This window comes from Prosthecomicrobium sp. N25 (assembly GCF_037203705.1).
GTDB lineage: Bacteria > Pseudomonadota > Alphaproteobacteria > Rhizobiales > Ancalomicrobiaceae > Prosthecodimorpha.
Genome location: NZ_JBBCAT010000001.1, coordinates 196,747 through 214,053, shown reverse-complemented (window position 1 = coordinate 214,053; position 17,307 = coordinate 196,747). Strand labels below are relative to the sequence as shown.

At 73.0% G+C, this 17,307-nt stretch carries 18 protein-coding genes; 6 read left to right on the top strand and 12 right to left on the bottom strand.

From position 1 onward, the window contains the following. Window positions 1–26: 26 nt before the first annotated feature. Window positions 27–1,487, bottom strand: a complete 1,461-nt coding sequence (locus WBG79_RS00970; protein WP_337355240.1) for an EAL domain-containing protein — start codon at window positions 1,485–1,487, stop codon at window positions 27–29. A gap of 201 nt (window positions 1,488–1,688) precedes the next feature. Here WBG79_RS00970 and WBG79_RS00965 point away from each other — a divergent pair, with 201 nt between their 5' ends. Continuing rightward, window positions 1,689–1,889 (top strand): heavy-metal-associated domain-containing protein, encoded by a 201-nt coding sequence (locus tag WBG79_RS00965; RefSeq protein ID WP_337355239.1) that lies wholly within the window; start codon window positions 1,689–1,691, stop codon window positions 1,887–1,889. An 18-nt stretch (window positions 1,890–1,907) separates the two neighbouring features. On the opposite strand, the gene WBG79_RS00960 is transcribed toward WBG79_RS00965, so the two are convergent. The 4 genes from WBG79_RS00960 to WBG79_RS00945 are packed head-to-tail and all read right to left on the bottom strand — an operon-like array spanning window position 1,908 to window position 5,574. After that, entirely contained in the window at window positions 1,908–2,639 is a 732-nt protein-coding gene (locus tag WBG79_RS00960) for an ABC transporter ATP-binding protein (RefSeq protein ID WP_337355238.1), read from the bottom strand. Then, the gene (locus WBG79_RS00955) at window positions 2,636–3,877 is read right to left on the bottom strand and encodes an ABC transporter permease (RefSeq protein WP_337355237.1); all 1,242 of its coding nucleotides are present in this window, start codon (window positions 3,875–3,877) and stop codon (window positions 2,636–2,638) included. Before WBG79_RS00955 ends, WBG79_RS00960 begins: the two co-directional genes overlap by 4 nt. Beyond that, window positions 3,874–4,890: an efflux RND transporter periplasmic adaptor subunit gene (locus tag WBG79_RS00950; RefSeq protein WP_337355236.1), complete on the bottom strand. Its 1,017-nt coding sequence runs from the start codon at window positions 4,888–4,890 to the stop codon at window positions 3,874–3,876. Before WBG79_RS00950 ends, WBG79_RS00955 begins: the two co-directional genes overlap by 4 nt. Before the next feature lie 51 nt (window positions 4,891–4,941). Next, window positions 4,942–5,574, bottom strand: a complete 633-nt coding sequence (locus tag WBG79_RS00945) for a DNA-3-methyladenine glycosylase (protein WP_337355235.1) — start codon at window positions 5,572–5,574, stop codon at window positions 4,942–4,944. Between the two features lie 20 nt (window positions 5,575–5,594). On the opposite strand from WBG79_RS00945, the gene WBG79_RS00940 reads away from it, so the two are divergent. Next, the gene (locus tag WBG79_RS00940; RefSeq protein WP_337355234.1) at window positions 5,595–6,167 is read left to right on the top strand and encodes a hypothetical protein; all 573 of its coding nucleotides are present in this window, start codon (window positions 5,595–5,597) and stop codon (window positions 6,165–6,167) included. 5 nt (window positions 6,168–6,172) lie between these two features. Here the strand turns inward: WBG79_RS00940 and WBG79_RS00935 are convergent, their stop codons facing one another. The 5 genes from WBG79_RS00935 to dapD form a co-directional block, all read right to left on the bottom strand. Then, entirely contained in the window at window positions 6,173–6,766 is a 594-nt protein-coding gene (locus WBG79_RS00935; protein WP_337355233.1) for a hypothetical protein, read from the bottom strand. Then, window positions 6,763–7,947 carry a succinyl-diaminopimelate desuccinylase gene (gene dapE / locus WBG79_RS00930; protein WP_337355232.1) on the bottom strand — a complete coding sequence of 395 codons (1,185 nt, stop codon included), beginning with the start codon at window positions 7,945–7,947 and terminating at the stop codon, window positions 6,763–6,765. The genes WBG79_RS00935 and dapE overlap by 4 nt, the downstream gene beginning before the upstream one ends. A gap of 32 nt (window positions 7,948–7,979) precedes the next feature. Continuing rightward, window positions 7,980–8,777, bottom strand: a complete 798-nt coding sequence (locus WBG79_RS00925) for a hypothetical protein (RefSeq protein ID WP_337355231.1) — start codon at window positions 8,775–8,777, stop codon at window positions 7,980–7,982. 80 nt (window positions 8,778–8,857) lie between these two features. Further along, window positions 8,858–9,379 carry a DUF805 domain-containing protein gene (locus WBG79_RS00920; protein ID WP_337355230.1) on the bottom strand — a complete coding sequence of 174 codons (522 nt, stop codon included), beginning with the start codon at window positions 9,377–9,379 and terminating at the stop codon, window positions 8,858–8,860. 74 nt (window positions 9,380–9,453) lie between these two features. After that, the gene (gene dapD / locus WBG79_RS00915; protein ID WP_337355229.1) at window positions 9,454–10,308 is read right to left on the bottom strand and encodes a 2,3,4,5-tetrahydropyridine-2,6-dicarboxylate N-succinyltransferase; all 855 of its coding nucleotides are present in this window, start codon (window positions 10,306–10,308) and stop codon (window positions 9,454–9,456) included. 183 nt (window positions 10,309–10,491) lie between these two features. Here dapD and WBG79_RS00910 point away from each other — a divergent pair, with 183 nt between their 5' ends. Genes WBG79_RS00910 through WBG79_RS00895 form a run of 4 tightly spaced genes read left to right on the top strand, consistent with a single transcriptional unit; the run spans window position 10,492 to window position 14,680 of the window. Beyond that, window positions 10,492–11,304 carry a purine-nucleoside phosphorylase gene (locus WBG79_RS00910; RefSeq protein ID WP_337355228.1) on the top strand — a complete coding sequence of 271 codons (813 nt, stop codon included), beginning with the start codon at window positions 10,492–10,494 and terminating at the stop codon, window positions 11,302–11,304. Window positions 11,305–11,315: 11 nt separating this feature from the next. Further along, window positions 11,316–12,113: a deoxyribose-phosphate aldolase gene (deoC, locus tag WBG79_RS00905; RefSeq protein WP_337355227.1), complete on the top strand. Its 798-nt coding sequence runs from the start codon at window positions 11,316–11,318 to the stop codon at window positions 12,111–12,113. 9 nt (window positions 12,114–12,122) lie between these two features. Further along, complete coding sequence (gene deoA / locus WBG79_RS00900; protein ID WP_337355226.1) at window positions 12,123–13,451, top strand: thymidine phosphorylase; 1,329 nt, start codon at window positions 12,123–12,125, stop codon at window positions 13,449–13,451. A gap of 14 nt (window positions 13,452–13,465) precedes the next feature. Beyond that, complete coding sequence (locus tag WBG79_RS00895) at window positions 13,466–14,680, top strand: phosphopentomutase (protein ID WP_337355225.1); 1,215 nt, start codon at window positions 13,466–13,468, stop codon at window positions 14,678–14,680. A gap of 19 nt (window positions 14,681–14,699) precedes the next feature. On the opposite strand, the gene WBG79_RS00890 is transcribed toward WBG79_RS00895, so the two are convergent. Both WBG79_RS00890 and WBG79_RS00885 read right to left on the bottom strand, forming a co-directional pair. Next, window positions 14,700–15,374: a 3'-5' exonuclease gene (locus WBG79_RS00890; RefSeq protein ID WP_337355224.1), complete on the bottom strand. Its 675-nt coding sequence runs from the start codon at window positions 15,372–15,374 to the stop codon at window positions 14,700–14,702. Continuing rightward, window positions 15,374–17,188, bottom strand: coding sequence for a DUF294 nucleotidyltransferase-like domain-containing protein (locus WBG79_RS00885; RefSeq protein ID WP_337355223.1), 1,815 nt, complete (start codon window positions 17,186–17,188; stop codon window positions 15,374–15,376). Before WBG79_RS00885 ends, WBG79_RS00890 begins: the two co-directional genes overlap by 1 nt. Between the last annotated feature and the right edge of the window lie 119 nt (window positions 17,189–17,307).

Genomic DNA, 17,307 nt, shown 5'->3' with positions numbered 1-17,307 from the left:
CGAGCCCTAGGACTCGATGGCGGGTCCTACTGCCTCTGCAGGATCGCGCGGCCGAGCGCGCTGCGGCGCGGGTCGGCCGGATTGCGCGGCTCGGCCGGACGCGGCTCGCCCGCCCCGGCCCGCCCGCCCGGCGGGACCGGCCGCCCGGCCGGCGCCGCGGCGGGCCGCGACGGGGCGGCCGCGGCAGGCTCGGGCTCGGCGGTCTGCAGGACCTCGCTGCGCACAGGGCGCGGCGGCGAGAAGACGAAGCCCTGCCCGTAGCGCACCCCGTAGTCCAGGACGTCGACCACCTGCGGTTCCGTCTCGATGCGGTCGATGACGAGCTCGATTCCGAAGCGGGCGAAGTAGTTGGCGAGGTCGGCCGGATGGATGTCGGTCGCCAGTTCGTCCATGCGGTTCAGCAGGCGGTCGCAGGAAATCTTCGCGAAGCGGAAGCCGCGATCGGCGAGGAGCTGGAACGAGGACTTGAGGTCCGTCACCTGGTCGATGGAGAAGCGGTAGCCGAGCCCCTGCAGGCTGCGCAGGGTCTCGAACTCGATCGGTCCGCCCTGCTTCAGGCCGCGCTGGGAGACTTCCAGGACGAGGCTGTCGGCGAGCGCGCGGTTGGCCTCCAGCACGGCGACCAGCTCGCGGGCGAAGCGCCCGTCGGCGAAGCTCGCCAGCGAGACGTTGCAGAACAGCCCGACATCTTTCGAACGGGCCGAGAGGCGGCGCAGGATCTGCACCGCCCGGACCACGATCTCCTGGTCGAGCACGGCCAAGACCCCGGTCTTCTCGGCGATGCCGATGTAGTCGGCCGGATAGAGCGTCTCGCCGTCCTCGGTGCGCAGGCGCGTCAGCGCCTCGTAGAAGCGGATCCGCCGCTGCGGCAGGGTGACGACCGGCTGCAGATAGATCTCGATGCGGCCCGCCTCGACGGCGCGGCGCACCTCCTCGGCGAGGCCGGCCTCGCCGAGATGCGCGAAGCGCTTCGGCACCAGCGGGTTCTCGTCGAGCGCGCGGGGCGGCTCCGGGGCGGGCGGTGCGGCGGGCGGCGGCGCGACCCGGGCCGGGGGCGCAGCCGGGATCGCCGAGGCCCGGGGTGCCATGCCCTGGGCGGCGCGCTGCTCCAGGTCGGCGACCGTCTCGACGACCTGCCGGACCAGCGTGCCGATCACCTCGATCTCGGCGATGACCGGCTCCAGCTCCCTGCCGGGCCGCCGGGCTCCGGCGGATTCCAGGCCGGACACCCGGCGGTCGAGATTGGCAAGGTCCTCGACGAGCCGGCCGAGCTGGCCGCCGATGCGGGCGAGGTCCGCCGACAGCCGTTCGCGCTCGCGCGTGCGGCCGGTCTGCATCTGCAGGATCAGGAGGGCGAGGAGCAGGCCGAGGGACAGGAGCCCCGTGGTGTCCCAGCCGAAACCCAGCTGGAAGCGCATCACCGCGCCGGCCGAGAGCGCGACGGCCACGATGCAGCCCGCGATGTAGAGATCGGCGATGCGCCTCATCGGTGGGTGCGCGGTCCTTTGGCCAGGCTCCTCGAGAATCACCTCGCCGACTATGCGCGATCTGGGCCCGCCGCGCCATCCGGCCGGTGCCCTTCGCGGGCCCGACCGGGTCCGTGATTTTCCGGGGCGGCGACCCATTGACCTTGCCCCGAGGGGAAGGTCCATATCGTCCGGCAGGGACTGCGAACCGGAGATCCGCACATGATTACGCTGAAGGTGGAAGGCATGACCTGCATGGGCTGCGTCAAGAGCGTCAAGAACGCCATCGGGGCGGCCGACCCGGCCGCGGCCGTCTCGGTCGACCTGGAGACCGGCAAGGTCGAGGTCGACACGAAGCTCGGCCGCGACGCGGTCGTGTCGGCGGTCGAGGCCGCCGGCTACGACGTGGCGGCGGCGGCGTGAGCCGGCCGGCGCGGGCGCTCAGCTCGTCACGCTGACGGGCGCGCCCGCGGCCCGGCGCTCGTCGGAGACGATCCGGCCATCGACGAGGTGGATGCGCCGGCGCATGGCCTCCGCGAAAGTCAGGTCATGCGTCACGGCCACGACGGTGCGGCCCTGGTCGGCGACCAGACGCGCCAGGATCTCGCGCACCTGGGCGGAGGACCTGGTGTCGAGGCTGCCGGTCGGCTCGTCGGCGAGCACCACCGGCGGATCGTTGGCGAGTGCCCGCGCGATCGCGACCCGCTGCCGCTGACCGCCGGAGAGCTGGTCCGGCAGTTTGCCGAGCTGCCCGGCGAGGCCGAGGGATTCGAGGAGTTCGGCGGCGCGCTCGCGCATTGCGCGGTCCGAGAGGCGCGCGAGCTTGCGCATGGGGATCATGACGTTGCCGAGCGCGGTGAACTCCGGCAACAGGAAGTGGAACTGGAACACGAAGCCGAGGGTGGACAGCCGCGTGGCGGCCCGCTCCGCCTCGTCCATGAGGAGGGTCGACCGGCCGCGGATCAGGACGTCGCCCTCGGTCGGCAGGTCGAGCAGGCCGAGCAGGTAGAGCAACGACGATTTCCCCGATCCGGACGGCCCGGTGACGGCGACGAACTCGCCCTCCCCGATCGCCAGGTCGATGTCGCGCACGAGCGTGGTCGGCACAACGCCCGGCAGGATGCGGGTCACCCGCCGCGCCTCGATCAGCGCCGGCCCGGCGTCCGCGCTCACGTCGCCCCCCGGATGATGTCGACCGGCTTCACCTTGGCGGCCTTGCGGGCCGGCAGGTAGCCGGCGACGCCCGCCGAGGCGAGCGCGAAGGCGGCCGCGACGAGGTAGTGGCGGAGATCGCGGGCCACGGGCAGGTGGGTGACCTCCGTGACGCCGGCCTTGAACTCGAACTTGATCGTGCCGAGCAGCTCGGTCAGCCCGAAGCCGAGCAGCCAGCCGGCGACGGACCCGACGACCCCGATCATCAGGCCCTCCAGCAGGAAGATACGCCGCATGTCCGACTCGGCGAAGCCGAGCGACTTCAGGATCGCGATGTCGCGCGCCTTCTCGTGCACGATGGTGGAGACGATGTTGTAGATGCCGAAGCCGGCGACCAGCAGGATCGCGCCGACGACCGTGAACATGATGACGTTGCGGACCCGGAAGGCCTCCAGAAGGCCCTCGTGCGCCTCCTCCCAGGCGACCGCCTTGTAGCCGGTCTCCCGCTCGACCCGCGCCGCGACGGCCCGGGCCTGGTCGACGTCGTCGAGGCGGATCCTGATCTGGTTGATGACGTTCGGCCGCTCGAACAGGATCTGGGCGGCCTTCAGGTTCACGAATCCGGAGGCGTCGTCCTGGCTGGTGACACCGGTATGGAACAGGCCGACGATCTTGAAGCGCTTCAGGAGGCCGCGGCTGGAGGTCACGGCGATCTGGTCGCCGAGGCCGGCGCCGAGCTTTTTGGCGACGCCGTCGCCGACCAGGATGCCGTTCTGGTCCGCCTGCAGCGCCTCCAGCGAGCCCTCGCGCATGTCCTCGGCAATCTTGGAGACGCGCGGCTCGGCGGAAGGATCGACGCCAGAGAGCGCCAGCCCGACATCGCCGCCGCCGTAGCGGACGACGGCCTGGCCGGTCAGCGCGGGGGCGAGCCGACCGGGCACGAGGGCCTTCAGCACCGCCATGACGAGCGTCGGGTTGCGGATGCCGCGCCGGTCGTCCTCGGGCCGGAGGCCCTGGATCTCGACCACGTCGAAGCGGTCTTCGGCCGGCTGGCGCGGCGGCTCGCGGCTCTCGTCGGAGACGCTGACATGCGGCATCGCGTCGATGAGCTGGGTGACGAAGTCCTCCTGCGAGCCCTGCATGAGCGCCGCCATGGCGATCGAGAAGCCGACCCCGAGGGCCACCCCGGCGATCGACACGAGGGTCTGCCGCAGGCGGCCGGCCACGTGCGTATAGGCGATGTCGAGCAGGAGCCTCACGATCCGCCTCCCCCATCGGCGGTGACCCGCCGCCCGGCCGCGAGCCCGGCCGGCACCGGCGCCACGACGCGCTCGCCGGGCCCGACGCCTTCGAGGATCTCGACCTCGGACGCGCTGCGGATGCCGACCTTCACGGGCCGCAGCACCGCCCGCCCGTCGGCGCCGACCAGGAACACGCGGTCGCCGTCGAGGGCGATGCGGGGCAGAACCACCGCGTCGGCCACGCGCCGGACCACCACGTTGACGTCGACCGTCATGCCGATCCTGAGCGGCGTGTCGTCCGGCAGGCCGATGCGCACTCTGTAGGTCTTGGCGACCGGGTCGCCCTTCGGGGTGATCCGCGCCACGGTGCCCTCGATGCCGCGCCCCGGGAAGGCGTCGGAGCGCAGCAGAGCCGTCATGCCGGCCTCGACCCGGGGGATGTCCTCCTCATTCACCTCCGCGACCACCTCCAGTGGCTTCTCCAGGCCGATCCAGAAGAGCACCGTGCCGGTGTCCGCCACCTCGCCGATCTCGCCGTCGCGCCTCAGAATCGTGCCGTCCATGGGCGCGCGCAGGATGAAGTCGTCGAGCCGGGCGGTCTGGGCCGCGATCGCGGCCTGGATGGCGGAGAGCTCACTGGAGGCCCGGTCGTAGGCCTGCTGGCTGACGACCTTGCGGGCCAGGAGCTCGACGCTTCGGTCGAGCTCGCCGCGGGCGAACTGCTCGCGGGCCTGCAGCTCCTTCAGGCTCGCCCGCGCCACGCCGTCGTCGAGACGGCCGATCACCTCGCCGGCCTTGACGGTATCGCCCTCGCAATGGCGGCAGAGATCGACGATCCGGCCGCGCACGACCGGCTGGACCTTCGCCCAGCGCTGCGGCTCGACGACCCCCGTCGCGTAGACGACCTCGGCCGCCGTCCCCTTGCGGACCGCCACTGTGGTGACCGCGATCGGCCGGTCGTGCCAGATCCAGGCTCCCGCGGCGGCGCCGGCCAGGAGGAGGACGATCAGGAGCCAGCGGACAACACGCATGAAAACCTCGGCGCGGCGACGCCGGCAGGGTGGCGGCCGGCCCGCCCCGCGTCAATTCGGGCCGACGACGGAGGCGGGAGCGGCCGGCCGCAGGGGGCGGCTCAGGTAGGGCGAGCCGGCGAGGCCGAAGCGCCAGGGCCGCTCGGCGGCCTTGCTGATGCCGATCCGGGGGCCGGCCAGGACCGGGGCGCCGGCGGGACGCAGGTCGAGCGCGAAGGGAGGGCGGTCGAGGGGCAGCCCGTTTTGCGCCAGGGTGATGCCGAGGGCCTGGCAGAGCCGACCGGGGCCGGCGCAGAGCCGCCGCGGGTCGCCGATGCCGCGCCGGGCCCGCATGGCGTCGAGGCCGAGGGTCGGCTCGATCGCCCGGATCAGGACCGCGGCGCCGTGGCCGGACGGGCCGGTGACCACGTTGAGGCACCAGTGGATGCCGTAGGAGCGGTACACGTAGGCGCAGCCGGGCGGGCCGAACATGGCGGCGTTGCGGGGTGTCGGGCCGGGGAAGCTGTGCGAGGCGGGGTCGTCGGCTTCGTAGGCCTCGGTCTCGACCACCACGCCGCCGACACCGTCGACGGTCAGCACGGCGCCGATCAGGGCGCGCGCCACCGCGACCGCGCCGGCCTCGAAGAAGCCGGCAGGCGGCGGGCCGGATTGGACGGGGGCGGGCGGAGGCCTATCCTCGCTCACGGTCCAGGAGCTCCCGAATCATGCGCCGCCTCCGCTCGTCCGCCGCCCCGCTCGCCATCCTCGCCGGTCTCGCCGCAGGCCCGGCCCTCGCCGGGCCGACCGCCGAGGCGGGGGCGGAGGCCGAGCGGCTCGCGGAGGCGGGGAAGAACCGCTCCGCCTGGGAGATCCTGGTCCGGGCGGCCGACGCGGTCTGGGCGGTGGCGCCGCTCGAGATCCGCGAGACGCTGTTCGTCGCCGGCGAGCCGCAGGGCTACGGCGTCTATCAGCCCCGCGCCTCGAACGTGTTCAAGGCGGGCGAGACCCTGCTCGTCTACGGCGAGCCCTTCGGGTACGGCTACGGGCGGGACGGCGATCTGAACCGGATCGCCTTCGAGGTCCGCCTGTCGGTGGCGAGCCCGGCCGGCGCGGAGATCATCCCGCCCCGCTCCGGGCCGCTGTCGCTGACCTCGCGGCGGCGGAACCGGGAGTTCATGCTGCACTTCGCCTACACGCCGGAGGGGCTGCAGGCGGGCGACTACGTGCTCGTCGCCGAGTTGCGCGACGTCTCGACCGGCAAGACCGCCAGCGCGCGGCTGCCCTTCCGGATCGAGTGAGCCGGTCACACGCCGACCAGCCGGTCGCACAGGTTGGCGACCAGGAGCGTGAAGACGAGGTCCATAAACACGATGCCGACCGCGGTGGCGGGCGGGACCAGCGCGGCGATGCGGGTCACCTGATAGCCGAGGTAGAGATTGAAGATCAGGGAGACGAGCGTCAGGAAGGCGAGCGCCTGGGTGGAGACGAGCCCGACGGCGTAGAGGAGCGTCGAGACGAAGAAGGGCACCATGCCGAGCAGGCTCGACCAGTTGCGCACCACAACGAGCGGCGAGTAGCGGGTCGCCAGGCCCAGCGGCCCGGCCACCGCGGCGAGCAGCAGCGGGAAGCCGAACCAGGCGCCCGCGTAGGACAGGATCTGCATCAGGATGAAGAGCAGATTGGGGAAATCGCGCGCGTCCATGCCGGTGCGGGACAGGATCAGGGCGCGTTCGGCCGCCACGCCGACCAGGACGGGCAGGAGCAGCGGCACGATCAGCCCGAAGGAGCGCCAGAAGCCGTCCACCGAGACGTCGAAGTAGCGCATCCCCTGGGGGTCGCCCTTGAGGATGCGCCAGCTGCCGGCGAAGCCGTTGCGCATTTCGCCGAGGCTGATCATCCGGCGGGCCGCCCGCCGGCGAAGAAGTCGTCCAGGAAACGCCGGTAGATCGCCGTCAGGGTCCGGAGATCCTCCAGGGGCACCCGCTCGTCCACCTGGTGCATGGTCCTGCCGACCAGCCCGAACTCGACGACCGGGCAATAGTCCTTGACGAAGCGCGCGTCGGAGGTGCCGCCGCTCGTCGAGAGCTCCGGACAGCGCCCCGTGACGGCCTCGATGGCCCCCGAGAGGGTGCCGACGAGGGCCTCGTCGACGGTCAGGAAGGAATCGCTCGACGGGGATTCCAGGTCGAGCCGCCAGGAGACCGCGCCGGCGGCGGCCTCGGCGAGCCGGCTGCGCAGCCAGTCCTCCAGGGACGCGCGCGTCCAGCCGTCGTTGAAGCGGATGTTGAAGCGCGCCCGCGCTTCGGCCGGGATGACGTTCCAGGCCGGGTTGCCGACGTCGACGGAGACGAATTCGAGATTGGACGGCTGGAAGCGCGCGTTGCCGGCGTCGAGCGGCTCGGCCAGGATGCGGCTGATCAGCCGGACCAGCCCCGGGACGGGGTTCTCGGCGAGGTGCGGATAGGCGACGTGGCCCTGCCGCCCGGTCACCGTGACGGTGCCCGACAGGCTGCCGCGGCGGCCGACCTTGATCGCGTCGCCGAGCCTCTCCGGATTGGTCGGCTCGCCGACGATGCAGGCGTCGAAGCGCTCCCCGCGGTCGTGCGCCCACCGCAGCAGCTTGACGGTGCCGTTGATCGACGGGCCCTCCTCGTCCCCGGTGATCAGGAACGAGATCGTGCCGCGGTTGCCGCCCTCGGCCAGGTGGTCGAGGGCCGCGGCCGTAAAGGCCGCGATGCCGCCCTTCATGTCGACGGCGCCGCGGCCGTAAAGCTCCCCGTCCTCGATCGCGGCGGCGAAGGGTGGGTGGCGCCACCGCGCCGGATCGCCGGGAGGGACCACGTCGACATGACCCGCGAAGGTGAGGTGCGGGGCACCCTGGCCGATGCGGGCATAGAGGTTGACGACATCGGGCGTGCCGGGCTCCGAGAAGACGATCTTCTCGGCCGCGAAGCCCGCGCCGTCCAGGATCGCCGCCAGCCGGTCGATCGCGCCCTCGGCATCCGGGGTCACGGACGGGCAGGCGATGAGATCGCGGGCGATCGCGACGGGGTCTGCGGGAGCGGAGGAGCGGGCCATCAGCGGGGTTTAGCGTCCCGGCCGAGGCCACGTCAATCGACGGCGACGCTCGTCGGGGGTGCGGCGGGCGCGGGCGGCACGGGGCGGAGCGGCGCCGGGCCGCCCGCCGCCAGGGCCTGGGCCAGCGCGGTGTCGGACCGGCGGGCCTCCACGATCATGATCTTCTGCCAGATCTTCTGGCTGAGGTTGGCGGTCAGGCGCTCGACCTCGGCGACGCTGGTGGCGATCACCGGGTCGCGGCTCGCGAGCGCATAGAGGGCGGCGGCCTTGGCGGTCAGCGACAGGAGCTCGGAGCAGTAGTCGAGGTAGCGCGACAGTTCGAAGGCCGACATGTCGCGCTTCGGGGAGACCGGCGTACGGTGCCCGTCGTCGCCGACCATGGCGGGATCCTTCGTGAGCTGGTGCATGTCGATGACGTGCACGACCGCCCGGAAGGGATGCAGGGCCGCCAGCACGCGCCCGCGCCGCAGCCGGGCCTCCACGGTGACCAGCGAGGCGACGGCTGCGCCCCCGAGGATGACGATGTTGAAGATGGCCTCGATGCTCTGGACCAGGGCGAAGAGGTTGCTGGTCTCGGCCTGGTAGTCGACGCTCCGCGCGGCCGCCACCGCGAGCGCGCCGCCGCCGAGCAGGACCGCGGCGACGAGAAGGCGGATCACCCAGTCCGGGCGGGCGAGGCGTTCGGCCTTTTCGGCGGTCTCCCGGATCAGGGCGACGACCTCGCCGGCGATTCCCGCAAGGCTCGCGCCGGGAAAGCGCGCCTCGATGCGGGCGCGGAGTTGCTCGGCGGTGCGGATCAGCGCCGCGGGATCGAGGGTTTCGGCGGCCATGGTCAGGTCACGGGGGTGAAGAGCGCGGGCGGAGCGGCAGGGTGCCGCAGGGTCGAGGCCGGGTCAACGGGCGGGGGACGTCAGGCCTGGCCGCGTCGCCCGAACCCGCGCGGGCCGGACGGCCGGCGGTCGACGGCCGGCTTGCGCAGCACCGTGGGGGCGGGCTCGGCGGGAGGCGCGACGCGCTCCGCCAGTCGGCTCGACCAGGCCTCCTCGCCGCCCGGATCGGCCGCGAAACCGCCCGCGAAGAGGCCGCCGGACTCCGGCTCGCCGTAGCGGTTGGCGCCGTCGCTGCCGCGGAGGAGGAAGAGGACGACGAGGAGATAGATCCAGCCGATCAGGGGGATGACCGAGACGACCAGCCGCCAGCCGGACTGGTCGCGGTCGTGCAGGCGCTTCACCTGGAGGCAGAGGTTGGCCCAGAAGGCCAGGATCGCCCCGACCACCAGCCCGCCGATCCCGATCGCGCTGCCGCTCTCCAGCACCGGATCGACGGCGGCCGTGATCAGGCCCTGCACGGCCGCGAGCACGATCGTGCCGCCCAGGAAGGACAGCCGGCCGATGCGGCCGTCATAGGAGAACAGGTAGTCGAAGACGTTCATGGCGGCGCTCCCGGGCCCGTCGCGCGACGCGAAGAGCCTCGCCGGGGAGCGCCTACCGTGGATTTAACGGCGCGTCAGTCGCGCAGAAGTTCGTTAATGGAGGTTTTCGAGCGCGTCTTCTCGTCGACCTTCTTGACGATGACCGCGCAGTAGAGGCTGGGACCCGGCGTGCCGTTCGGGAAGGGCTTGCCGGGCATCGAGCCCGAGACCACGACCGAATAGGGCGGCACGCGGCCCATGTGGATCTCGCCGGTCTCGCGGTCGACGATCTTGGTCGAGGCCCCGATGAAGACGCCCATGGAGACGACCGAGCCCTCGCCGACGACGACGCCCTCGACGATCTCCGAGCGGGCGCCGATGAAGCAATTGTCCTCGATGATGGTCGGCCCGGCCTGCAGCGGCTCGAGCACGCCGCCGATGCCGACGCCGCCCGAGAGGTGGACGTTCTTGCCGATCTGCGCGCAGGAGCCGACCGTCGCCCAGGTGTCCACCATGGTGCCGCTGTCCACATAGGCGCCGAGGTTGACGAAGGAGGGCATGAGGACCACGCCCGGCGCGATGTAGGCGGAGCGGCGGACGACGCAGTTCGGGACGGCGCGGAAGCCGGCGGCGCGGAAGCGGTTCTCGCCCCAGCCCTCGAACTTGGAGGGCACCTTGTCCCACCACGGGGCGCCGTTCGGGCCGCCCGGGACGAGGCTCATGTCGTTCAGGCGGAAGGAGAGCAGCACCGCCTTCTTGAGCCACTGGTTGACGGTCCAGCCGCCCGGGCCCTTCACGGCGACGCGCGCCTCGCCGGCGTCGAGCAGCGCCAGGGCGGTCTCGACCGCGTCGCGGATTTCGCCCCGGGTCGAGACGTCCACGGTCGCCCGCGCCTCGAAGGCGGCCTCGATGACGCGTTCGAGCTGGGCGAGGTCGGCGGTCGTGGACATGGACGGGCTCCGGAAGCTGACGAGAGGCGCGCGGGACCATACCGGGCGCGGCCTCGCTGTCAACGGCGCGCGGAGCCGCGCCGGCCCGCACGAACGGCGGGTCGGACGGCGACCGCCCCTCCCCTGTGGCGCGGTGCCCCCCGGACCGGCTAAGATCGCCGCCGAACCGCCCGAAGGAGCATCATGAGCGTCCGGGACCTCGTCTCCGTCATCCGCGAATGGGCGCCGGCCGCGCCGGCCCCGCGCGTCGGCGTCGTGCTCGGCTCGGGCCTCTCCGGCCTCGCCGACGAGGTCGCCGAAGCCGTGCGCATCCCCTATGCCGACCTGCCCGGCTTCCCGCAGGCGGCCGTCTCGGGCCATCGCGGCGAACTGGTGCTCGGCCGGCTGGCCGGCACGCCGGTGGCGGTGATGGCCGGCCGCGTGCATGCCTACGAGCGCGGCGACCCGCGCGCCATGGAGATGCCGATCGCGACCCTGAAGGGCCTCGGCGCGGGAATCCTGGTCCTCACCAACGCGGCCGGATCGCTGCGGGAGGAGGTCCCGCCCGCGAGCCCGATGCTGATCGCCGACCACATCAACGGGTCGGGCATGAACCCGCTGATCGGGCGGGAGGGCGACGGGCGCTTCGTCGACCTGGTGGACGCCTACGACCCGGCGCTCCGCGCCGTGGCGCGCGGCGTGGCGGCGGACCTCGGGATCGCGCTGCCGGAAGGCGTCTACATGTGGTTCTCGGGCCCCTCCTTCGAGACGCCGGCGGAGATCCGCATGGCGCGCGTCCTCGGCGCCGACGCGGTAGGCATGTCGACCGTGCCGGAGGTCATCCTCGCCCGCTACCACGGCCTCAGGGTCCTGGCGCTGTCGATGATCACCAACCTCGCCGCCGGCATGACGGGCCGGCCCCTCAGCCACCAGGAGACCAAGGACGAGGCGGCGCGGGGTGCGGCCCGCTTCCGGGACCTCCTGCTCGGCATCCTGGCCGAGATCGGCGACGCGTGAGAGCCAGCACCATGTCGGACCCCCTGCTTCCCCTCGCCGAGGCGGCGCGCCGCGCAACCGCGGCCCGCGCCCTGCCGCTCCTCGACCTGACCGACCTCGCGGACGACTGCAAGGAGGCGGCAGTCGCCGACCTCTGCGCCCGCGCGGTGACGCCGCACGGGCCGGTGGCGGCGGTCTGCCTGTGGCCGCGCTTCGTGCGGCTCGCCAAGGCGCGGCTCGCCGGCACGCCGGTCCGGGTCGCCACGGTGGTGAACTTCCCGGCGGGCGGGACCGACACGCCGGCGGTGCTGGCCGAGACCCGGGCGGCGATCGCCGACGGGGCGGACGAGATCGACCTGGTCATGCCCTACCGGGCCTTCCTGGCGGGGCAGCCGGAGGTGGCCGACGCGCAGATCCGCCTAGTGCGCGAGGCCTGCGCGGCGCCCGTGCGGCTGAAGGTCATCCTGGAGACGGGCCGGCTCGCCGCCCCCGACGCGATCCGCCGCGCCGCCGACCTGGCGCTCGCGGCCGGGGCGGACTTCATCAAGACCTCGACCGGCAAGGTGCCGGTCAACGCGACCCCGGAGGCGGCGACCCTGATGCTGGAGGCCATCCGCGACGCGGGAGGGCGGGCGGGCTTCAAGGCCGCGGGCGGCATCCGCACGACGGCGGACGCGGGCCACTACCTCGGACTGGCGGACCGCATCCTCGGGGCGGGCTGGGCGACCCCGGCGACGTTCCGGTTCGGCGCCAGCGGGCTCCTCGCCGACCTCCTCGCCCATCTCGACGGCGGCGCGCCGGACCCGTCCGCGCCCCGGCTGGCCTACTGAGGGACCGCCATGCTGCCGCAGGAGATCATCCGCCGGAAGCGCGAGGGAAACGAGCTCGGCGAGGCCGAGATCGCCTTCATGGTGCGCGGCCTGACCGACGGCTCGGTGACGGAGGGCCAGGTCGCCGCCTTCGCGATGGCGGTGTTCTTCCGGGGCATGACCCTCGCCGAGCGGGTGGCGCTGACGAGGGCGATGCGGGATTCCGGCACGGTGCTGCGCTGGGACCTGCCCGGGCCAGCGCTCGACAAGCATTCCTCCGGCGGCGTCGGCGACAACGTCTCGCTGATGCTCGCACCCATGGTGGCCGCGTGCGGCGGCTACGTGCCGATGATCTCGGGTCGCGGCCTCGGGCACACGGGCGGCACCCTCGACAAGCTCGACTCGATCCCCGGCTACCGCACCCAGCCCGAAAACGACCTCTTCGCCGCAGTGGTGCGATCGGTCGGCTGCGCGGTGATCGGCCAGACCGCGGACCTGGCGCCCGCCGACAAGCGCTTCTACGCGATCCGGGACGTGACCGCGACGGTGGAGTCCATCGACCTCATCACGGCCTCCATCCTGTCGAAGAAGCTCGCCGCCGGGCTCGGCGGCCTGGTCCTCGACGTCAAGTGCGGCAACGGCGCCTTCATGGCGGACTTCGCGGCGGCGCGCGGGCTGGCGGAGAGCCTCGTCTCGGTCTCGAACGGGGCCGGCCTGCCGACGCGCGCCCTGGTCACGGACATGAACGAGCCCCTCGCCCCCGCGGCCGGCAACGCCGTGGAGGTCGCGCATGCGGTCGACTTCCTGACCGGCGGCCATGCCCGGCCGGAGAACCGGCGCATCGAGGCGGTGACGGTCGAGCTCGGCGCCGAGATGCTGGTGATCGGCGGACTCGCGCCGGATCTCGACGCCGGACGGGCGGCCCAGCGGGAGGCGCTCGCCTCGGGGCGGGCCGCGGAGATCTTCGGACGCATGGTCGCGGCGCTCGGCGGACCGGCCGACTTCGTGGAGCGCGCGGGCACCCATCTCGGGGCCGCACCGCACGCCGTCCCGATCCTGCCCGTCCGGGCCGGGCGGGTCGCCGGCATCGACACCCGGTCGCTCGGAGTCGCGGTGATCGAGCTCGGCGGCGGGCGGACGCGGGCGAGCGACCCGATCGACCACGCGGTCGGGCTGACGGCGCTCGCCGGCCTGGGGGCCGCGGTCGGGCCGGATGCGCCGCTCTGCCTCGTGCATGCGCGCAGCCCCGGCGCGGCCGCCGCAGTGGCGGAGCGGATCCGCGGCGCCTACATGCTCGCCGAACCCGGCGCGCCGACGCCGCCGCCGGCCTCGCCGCTGCTCGACCGCGTCGACGGCTGATCGGGAGACATCGGATGCCGCGTGCCTTCCTGATCATCCTCGACTCCTTCGGCATCGGCGGCGCCGCCGACGCGGCCCAGTACGGCGACGCCGGGGCGGACACGCTCGGCCACATCGCCGAGGCCTGCGCGGCCGGCGCCGGGGACCGGGCCGGCCTCCGGTCGGGACCGCTCCGCCTGCCGAATCTGGACGGCCTCGGCCTCGGCGCCGCCGCCGCGGCCTCGTCGGGCGGCCGTCCGCCCGGGCTCGCTGCGGCGCCGGGACGCGGGCGCTGGGGCTTCGGAATCGAGCGCTCGAAGGGCAAGGACACGCCGTCCGGCCATTGGGAACTCGCCGGCGTGCCCGTCCCGTTCGATTGGGGCTACTTTCCCCAGACGGTGCCGGCCTTCCCGCCGGACCTGGTCGCGGCCCTGGTCGAGCGGACCGGCATCCCCGGCATCCTCGGCGACTGCCACGCGTCGGGCACGGAGATCATCGAGCGGCTCGGCGAGGCGCACCTGGCGACCGGCCGGCCGATCCTCTACACCTCGGCGGATTCCGTCCTGCAGATCGCCGCCCATGAGACGCGCTTCGGCCTGGAGCGCCTCTACCAGGTGTGCCAGGCGGCGCGGACCCTGTGCGATCCGCTCAACATCGGCCGGGTCATCGCCCGGCCCTTCACGGGCGAGCGCCGCGGCGCCTTTGCGCGCACGGCGAACCGGCGAGACTTCGCGGTGCCGCCGCCCGAGCCGACGCTGCTCGACCGGGCCCAGGCTGCCGGACGCGGCGTCACGGCGATCGGCAAGGTCTCGGACATCTTCGCGGGGTCGGGGGTGACCCGGAAGGTCAAGGCGGGCCCGAACGCCGAGGTCTTCGCCGCCACGCTGGCGGCCGCCGCGGAGGCGCCGGACGGCGACCTGGTGGTCTCCAACCTGGTCGACTTCGACATGCTCTTCGGACACCGACGGGACGTTCCCGGCTACGCGGCGGCGCTGGAGGCCTTCGACCGCGACCTGCCGGACCTCGAGGCGCGGCTCAGGCCGGGCGACCTGGCACTGATCACCGCCGACCACGGCTGCGATCCGACCTGGCGGGGCACGGACCACACCCGCGAGCAGGTCCCGATCCTCGCCTTCGGCCCCGGCCTCGGGCCGGCCGCCCTGGGCGGGCGGGGCTTCGCGGACGTCGGCGAGACGCTGGCGGCGCATCTGGGGCTGGCGCCCGGGCGGCACGGGCGAGCCATGTGGTGAGACCGGGGCGGCCGGGCGTTCACACCCCGACGGCCACTTCGGCGCGGACGCGGTCGCGACGCGGGATGTAGGCGCCGCGGGCGATCATGTCCTTCAGCACGACATACATCTCGGCGGCCGCCAGCGCGTCCTCGAAGGCATCGTGGGCCTCGCGCTCGGGCAGGCCGAGATCCGCCATCATGGAGGCGAAGCGCAGGTCGACCTCGGTCCCCTGCGGGGCCTTGGCGTATTTCCGGTCGTAGTAGAGCCGAGAGACCTCGATGCGCCGGTTGGGCAGCCTCAGGCCGTAATACTCGATGGTGTAGCGGTTCAGCATCGTGGCGTCGTAGTCGATCCAGTAGCCGACCAGCGGCCGCGTGCCGACGAACTTCAGGAAGTCGGGCAGGACCTCGCGGATGACGCGGGCGTCCGCCACGTCCGAGCCGCGCAGGCGGTGCACCTTCATGGCCTCCGCCCGCATGGCCGCCTCGGGCCGGATCACCGCCCGGAAGGCCTCGCTGGTGAGGATGCGGCTGCCGCGGATCGGGATGGCGGCGATCGACACGACGTCGTCCTTGCGGGTGTCGAAGCCGGTCGTCTCGCAGTCGACCGACACGACCTCGCCGGTCCGGTCCGGCTCGAACATCCAGAGCCACTGCTTGTCCCACAGCCGCTGCTGGTCGACGAGCTTGGTGACGGCGCCGAGGATCCCCATCAGAAGAGCCCCAGCTTGTAGTGGTTGCGGACGATCTCGCGGAAGTGCCGGACCACCCGCAGCGCGTCCCGCAGCAGGTCGCGGTCGAGGGAGGAGAGCTGCGAGGGCCGGACCAGGCGCTCGGATTCCGGTTCCCGGCGGCGCACCGCGTCCAGCTGCGCGCGCAGGCGCAGCTCGGAGAAGTACCGGAAGGCGCCGACCAGCTCGCGGGCGAACGCCTCGCCGAAGATGCCGGTCTGGCGGACGCGCGCGATCCGCTCCACCGTCGAGGTCTCGGTCAGCCCCTCCTCGATCGCGAGGCTGCGGATGCCGTGCACGATCGGGAAGGTGCCGGACTTCTTGATGTCGATGACCTCCTCGCGGCCGACGGTCGCCATGATGGTGCCGATCACGCCGCCGGGTCCCGGGAACTGGTCGATGGCCTTGGCGAAATGGGCGATCGCGGCGGTCTCGCCGCGCATCAGCGAGACGAATTGCGCCTTGGCGCGGGCGAGCAGGCTCCCGTCGCCGGCGACCGCGACCGCGTCGAAGAAGATGCCGAGGTTCATCGGGCTCTCGGCGTCGGGCGCGAGGACCCATTGGCGGATCTGGGCCAGGAAGTCGTCGACGGTCTGCGACCAGACCGGGTTCGACACCATGACGTTGCCGGGGCAGGGCGGGAAGCCGAAGTCGGCGAGCGCCCCGGAGAAGTCACGGCGGAAGCGGGCGAGGTCGTCGGCCGGCACGGCCCTGGCGAGGATGAGGCCGTTGTCCTGGTCGGTCCGCACGGTCTGCTCGCCGCGGCCCTCCGAGCCCATGATCATCAGGCAGCCGGCCTCGCGGATCGAGGGCGGGGCGATCATGTCGAACAGGCGGGCGAAGAGCTGGCGGTTGAGGTCGGAGGTCATCTCGGCGATGTCCTCGACCCTGACCCCCTGGCGGTGCAGCAGGTCGACCTGGCTCTGGATGTCGCGCGCCGCGATGCGCAGGTCGTCGAGCCCGTGGGCGCGGTCGATCCGGCCGGGGATCAGCTGGGAGTTGCCGGCGAACAGGCCGAGGATGTCGATGTCCTCCAGGACGCCGGCGATCTCGCCGCCGCGGGTGACGGCGAGCCGGCGCTTGTTGGCCTTGGTCATCCGCATCAGCGCCTCGAAGACGAAGTCCGTCTCCTCGACGGCGACGAGGTCGAAGCGGGTGACCTCGCGGACCGGGGTCTCCAGCGGCAGGCGGCCGAGCACCACGCCCTTGGAGAGGTTCATGCCGGTGACGATGCCGGTGCGGTCGCCGTCGCGCACGAAGAGGGCGTTGACGTCCCGCTCGCGCATCAGGTGCCCGGCCTCCTCGATGGTCCGTTGCCCGTCGATGAAGGCGGCGGGCCGCGGGCGGGCGTCGCTGACCCGGGCGCGCAGCACCGCGTCGACGCCGCCGGTCTTCTCCTCGCGGGCGATCGCCTCGAGCTTGCGGGAGATCTCCGAATAGAAGAAGGCCGCGAAGCCGCGGTTGCGGCGGACGAGGTCGAGCACGACCTCGCGGGGGATCATGTAGAAGAGCGTCTCCTCGGCGGCGACGAAGTCGGAATCCGCAGCGCCGTGCACCACCGCGCGGGCGTCGAAGCTGTCCTTGGGGCCCAGCACGGCGCTGAGCTCGCCGGCCGGGTCGCGCTCCTCGACCGCGCCCTTGATGATAACGTGGAGGCTCTCGGAGGCCTTCCCGGCGGCCACGATCGTGGTCCCCGGGCCGGCATAGCCGATGTCGAGCCGGGCGCGCAGGTCCTCCACCTCGGCGTGGGCGAGGCGGTCGAAGGGCGGGTTGTGGGCGTCGAAGGCCTTCGGCATGGGGCATCCTCGGCGGCGGGGACCGGCGCCGCCATGCGCTCGATCAAGGGCCGGCGGAGCGGACAGGGAAAGGGCCGGGCCACCTCGTCGGCGGCCCGGCCCTCGGGGTTGGAGCCGGA